Annotated in this window: 4 protein-coding genes; all 4 read right to left on the bottom strand. The window is 62.0% G+C overall.

Annotated elements, in window-relative coordinates; all coding sequences use genetic code 11:
- Positions 1-1,733, bottom strand: a 1,733-nt coding sequence (locus tag K1X71_20885; protein MBX7075605.1) for a molybdopterin-dependent oxidoreductase, incomplete at its 3' end; no start/stop codon positions are given.
- Positions 1,734-1,835: 102 nt separating this feature from the next.
- A complete protein-coding gene (locus K1X71_20890; protein MBX7075606.1) occupies positions 1,836-2,711 on the bottom strand; it encodes a cytochrome c in 876 nt (291 codons plus the stop codon).
- A gap of 164 nt (positions 2,712-2,875) precedes the next feature.
- On the bottom strand, positions 2,876-4,327 hold the full coding sequence (locus tag K1X71_20895; protein MBX7075607.1) for an NAD(P)/FAD-dependent oxidoreductase: 1,452 nt from the start codon (positions 4,325-4,327) through the stop codon (positions 2,876-2,878).
- 177 nt (positions 4,328-4,504) lie between these two features.
- Positions 4,505-5,244, bottom strand: a 740-nt coding sequence (locus K1X71_20900; protein MBX7075608.1) for a hypothetical protein, incomplete at its 5' end; no start/stop codon positions are given.

The raw sequence follows: 5,244 nt of genomic DNA on the forward strand, positions 1-5,244 counted from the left end.
TAGTGCCAGGTTGGCGATTGCTGTCGGCGCGGCGGCTTCTGCCAGTCGAGCGCGAACGCGAGCGATGTCCACGGCGCGACCAGCGTCAGTTTCTCCTGGCCTACGTAATGGTTCATCCCGCCGCCGTTGACTCCGCAGCAGCCACACAAGATAAGCGCGTAGATCGGCGCGCGGTATGCCAGGTTGTTGTTGTACCAGTGATTGATACTCGCGCCGATAATGATCATGGATTTGCCGTTCGTCGCGGCGGCGTTCGCGGCAAACTCCCGCGCGAGACGAATGACCGTGTCGCGGCCGATGTCGGTGTAGGCTTCCTGCCAGGCGGGCGTGTACGCGCCAACCTCGTCGTAACCGTTCGGATAGTCGCCGGGCAATCCGCGGCTCACGCCGAATTGCGCGATGACCAGATCGAACACGGTCGAGACGAGCTTCCGCCCTTCGCTCGTCTCGATGTATTTGGCTGGCACGCCGCGCAGGGCGGTCTTCTGTTCCGCAAATTCGTAGAACTCGACGTTGACCGTTTCATCCTGCAAACCCAGGAACGAAAGCGTCGGCTCGATGGGCGAATCATCCAGCCCGTCTTCCATCTTGATATTCCACTTGCCTTTTTCCTTGCTCCAGCGATCCCCCACCGCGCCCTTGGGCATGCGCAGCGCATTCGCCGTAGCGTCGTGCACCAGGAACTTCCAGGCGCCGTTCTCTACATCCTTGTATCGGTCCACGGTGTTGGCGCGGATGTAACGCCCCGCCTTGTACGTATCGCCGTCCTTTTCGAGTTCGATCAGGAACGGCATGTCGGTATTCTCTTTGAGATAGTTGATGAAATACGGAACTTGCCGCTCCGCGTAAAACTCCTTCAAGATGACGTGGTTGACCGCCATCCAAATCGCCGTATCCTGCCCCGCCTTGACTGGAATCCACCAGTCGGAGTATTTCGCCACCTGTGAAAAGTCTGGCGCGATGACGACAAACTTCGCGCCCTCGTGCCGCGCTTCGGAGATGAAATGCACATCGGGCGTGCGCGTCATGTTCAGGTTCGATCCCATCGACACGATGTACTTGCTGTTGTACCAATCGGCAGATTCGCATACATCGGTCTGGTCGCCCCAAATCTCAGGGAAGGCGTTTGGCAGGTCGGCGTACCAGTCATAGAAACTCATGTTCACGCCGCCGAACAATTGCAGGAAGCGTGACCCCGCACCATACGAAAGATACGACATGGCGGGAATCGGCGAGAAGCCAAACACGCGGTCTGGGCCGTACTTCTTCGCGGTGTACAGATTGGCCGCGGCGACGATTTCCAGCACTTCATCCCAATTCGTGCGGCGGAATCCGCCTTTGCCGCGCGCCTTCTGGATTCTGTCGCGCTTCGCCTCATCCTCGATAACGGCCTGCCACGCCTCGACGGGGCTTTTCCCGCTCCCGCGCGCCTCACGCCAAAAATCCAGCAGCACGCCGCGCGCGTAGGGGTACTTGACGCGGATCGGGCTATAGACGTACCACGACGCGGAAATCCCGCGCTGGCAGCCGCGCGGCTCGTAGGGCGGCAATCCATCCTCCAACAGCGGATAATCCACCTGCTGCATTTCCCACGTAATGATGCCGTCCTTCACGTAAACCTGCCACGAGCATCCGCCCGTGCAGTTCACCCCATGGGTGCTGCGAACGATGTTATCGTGCTGCCAGCGGTTGCGATAGAACTCTTCCCACTGGCGGGCCTGCGGATTGATCAAGTCCCGTATCCAACCCATGGTATCAGCCTCCGTTGTTGTCGCGTCCCTGGCGTCCGCGGATGCCAGGGGTGCGCAAGAGGGCGCGAGCTGCGTGGAGTGTGCTTACTTCTTCGCCGCTGCGTACGTGCCTTCGATCATCGGCTTGCGCACGCCCTTGAGCCGCTTACCCCAATGGAATTGGGCCAGCGCGATCATCGCCACGGCTCCGATGATGGCAAGCAAAGCGATCTGCAACAACGCGCTTGGCTCGCGCTGGGCTACAGACGCCTGGCTCAGGAACGCATACAAGTCGGCTTGCTCTTGCGGCGTCAGTGGTGTGGTAGCCCAGATCGCGCCCATTGTCTGTGTGGATGGCGCGGCCATGAAGGATGTAAACGCCGCGTCCGATTGAACGAAGCCGCTGGTCGTCAAGTCGGGGCCTAAATTGCCGCCGCCGAGCGAGCCGAGGCCCGCCACGCTGTGACACGACATGCACTGGGGACCGCCGTTCTCGAAGCGTTGATTGCCCAGAAAGTATGCCTTGCCGACGGCCGCATCCCCAGCAGGAAGCGCCGCCGTCGCGCCGCCTGCCGTCGCGCCGCCCGCCGTCGCGCCGCTGCTCATGTACGCGAGCAGCGCGGCCACTTGATCGGGCGTCAGCGCCAGATTGGGCATCGGCACATTCTTGTATTTCGCCAGTAATTCCGTGGCAATCGGGTCGCCCGAAGCCAACACCTGATCGGGCACGAGAATCCATTGCTTGAGCCAGGCCGGGTCGCGGCGTTCAGTCACGCCTTGCAAATCAGGCCCCAGCAAATCCCCTCCGCCAATCGTATGGCAAACCGCGCACTTTTCCTTGAAGAGCGTTGCCCCGTCTGGCGCTTGCGCAAGCGGTTGGGCAAACACGGCGCTGGCCGCGATGAACAGGGCCATCAGCGTTAGCATCAATGCAAACAAGAAACTTCTGGGGATGGAGGAGGGCTTTGCGTTTTCGGCCATTCTTAGTCTCTCCTCTCGTTTGATGGGCCACCCCTCTCGGGCGCGACAGGCTGCCGGCTGGCAGCACCCCTATTGGACGATAAAATGCACGTAGATGGGTATCGCTTTTCGATACAGTCACCAGCCACGCTTGTGCCCTGCGAGTCTGCCAGCCGTAGCATGCCTCATTCAGCCATGAGCGCTTCGGCGGTGAGAATGCCCGACGTGGCGGCACGCCCCACGCTGTAGCCTGGATAGGTGGTCTGCCCGGTCTGGTACAGGCCGTGAATGGGCGTGCGATGCGGAAAGTGATGCCACGGCGCGACCTGCGGCGACAAACCGTACACCGCCCCACGATACAGGTTCAGGTCGTTCCTGAAATCCTTGGGGCTGACCATGCGTCTGACGGCGATATCCAGTGTGTGAACGCGAGAGAGGGCGGCCACCGCTTTTTCCAGCACGGCTTCCTTTTTCTCCTCGCTCCAATCTTCAATTGGAAGATCGCGCCGCACCGGCGGGTACATTTCGATCACGCTTCCGCCCGCCGGTGCGAGCTCGGGGAGCGTCACCGTCGGCGCGTCGTACACCAGCCACCGCACGCCGTCGTCGCAAGGGGTGAACACGTCGCTTTGCTGTTCCATCAGCGGCAGGAAACAATGCGAATGGCTGGGCGCGTCTATTTTGTTTCGCAAGCCAAGTTGAACCGAAAACGCGCTGTGCGATAGCTTCGCCTCCTTTGCCATGCGCTTCAACCTGCGCGGCGAGTCTGCCTCGTCCAGCAATGAACCAAAGGTTAGCATCCCGCTGACGGTAGAGATGACCGCGTCCACCTCGACCAATCCCTGCCCGCGAATCTCCAACCCGCGTGCGCGCCCGTCCCTGACGACAATCCTGTCCACCCGCGTACCCAAATGGATTTCCCCGCCATGCGAGAGCATGGCGCGGCTGAGCGCCTCGGGGACTTTGCCCATGCCGCCTTGGGGTAGGTGAAAGCCATCGCTAAAGAGAGTCACCAACCCCAAGACCGCAATGGCTGGCTGTTTCTCCGGGGGTAATCCTGTGTAAAGCAGAACGCCCGACATCGCAGCGCGTACCGAGTCGTCGCTGAAGAGCCGCCTCAATTCATCCGCCACCGTCCCGCTGAACTTGGGCAGCTGCCGCCATCCCCTGGTGAGGATGCGCGAAAAAGAAAGCGGATGGACCATGATATCTTCTGTGAGCAGGCGAAGGGCTGGCTCCCATCGCTTCATCATGGCATCCAATTCTTTTTTCAGCGTGGCTTCGTTCACTGTGCCATTCTTCTTTTCGACAGTCACGCGCAAGCCGTCGCCAAACGTGACCTTGTCGCCGTTGGGCAGAACCGCCGTCTGCGGTGCGGTGATCCTCCTCAACGGCAAAACGGCCGGGCGATCCAGCCCAACCTCGGCAAAGACGCGATCCAGCATGTTCGGCAAGGCGAGATACAACGCGCCATCGTTGAAGGTGTACCCGCCGACGGTCGTCGTCGAACAGCAGCCGCCGATCTTGCCGTTCGCCTCAAAGAGTTTGACCTTGATTCCCCTACGCGCGAGCAATCCGCCTGCCGCCAGCCCCGCTACACCCCCGCCGATGATTCCCACTGTCTTGATGGATGCCACGAAGCGCTCCTTGTTTGGTATGAGTGAAAGCCCTGTATTGATCTCGCCTGTGCTTGATGGGCATCGCCTTCCGCTACAGCCGCCAACCGTAGCCTGGGGCGCCAGGCGGAGCGACATTCAAAGGGGCCTGATCGCGTCCACCTCGTTTGACAGCCCCCCGGCGTAGGTAGATAATTCTTAGACCGAATGCGCCAGGCGTACCGTCAGGGAACCATCGGCGAGCGTAATGGGTATCGCACCGGCGCCGGTCTCGTCGTCGGTGGGAGCCGCCACTACCAGCGCTGCGCCGTCATCGGTTTCGACAGTGAAGGATTGGCCCCACTCGGCCAGCCCGCGCATGAAGTTGTCGGCGCGGCGCACCGTCCATCCGGCGTCGATGTGAAAATCAGCGGCGGTCGGCATGGGCGCCATTGAGGCCGCCGCCGCTGGCTGAGGCCGCAAGGTCAACTGCGCCGCCTGGGCGGCCGCCAGAACCTGGACGAGCAGCCGCCCGCCGACGTCCGACAGTCGGCGCTGGGCCTCGCCATAGCCGATGCCGTCGGGTAGCGCGACGGCCTGTTGAGCCGCGATGTCGCCGCTGTCTGCGCCCGTATCCAGGTGATGCACCGTCACCCCGGCGTGCTCTAGACCGTCGTGGAACACCCAGAACAGCGGTTCCGGCCCACGATAGGCGGGTAGCAGCGAGGGGTGGACGTTGTAGCCGCCGAGACGCGGTACGGCCAGCAGACCCGGTGGCAGCAGGCGCGGGAAGCACGCCACGGCCAGGGCGTCGGGGGCCAGCGCGGCCAGCGCTTCACGCGTGGCCTGACTCTTGAGGCGCGATACCTCGAAGACGGGAATACCGCGCTGCCAGGCCAGGCCGATGATGGTCGGCTCGGCCGACGGGGCGGCCAGTGGTATGTCGATGTGGGTTCGGG

This window comes from Pirellulales bacterium (assembly GCA_019694455.1).
GTDB lineage: Bacteria > Planctomycetota > Planctomycetia > Pirellulales > JAEUIK01 > JAIBBY01.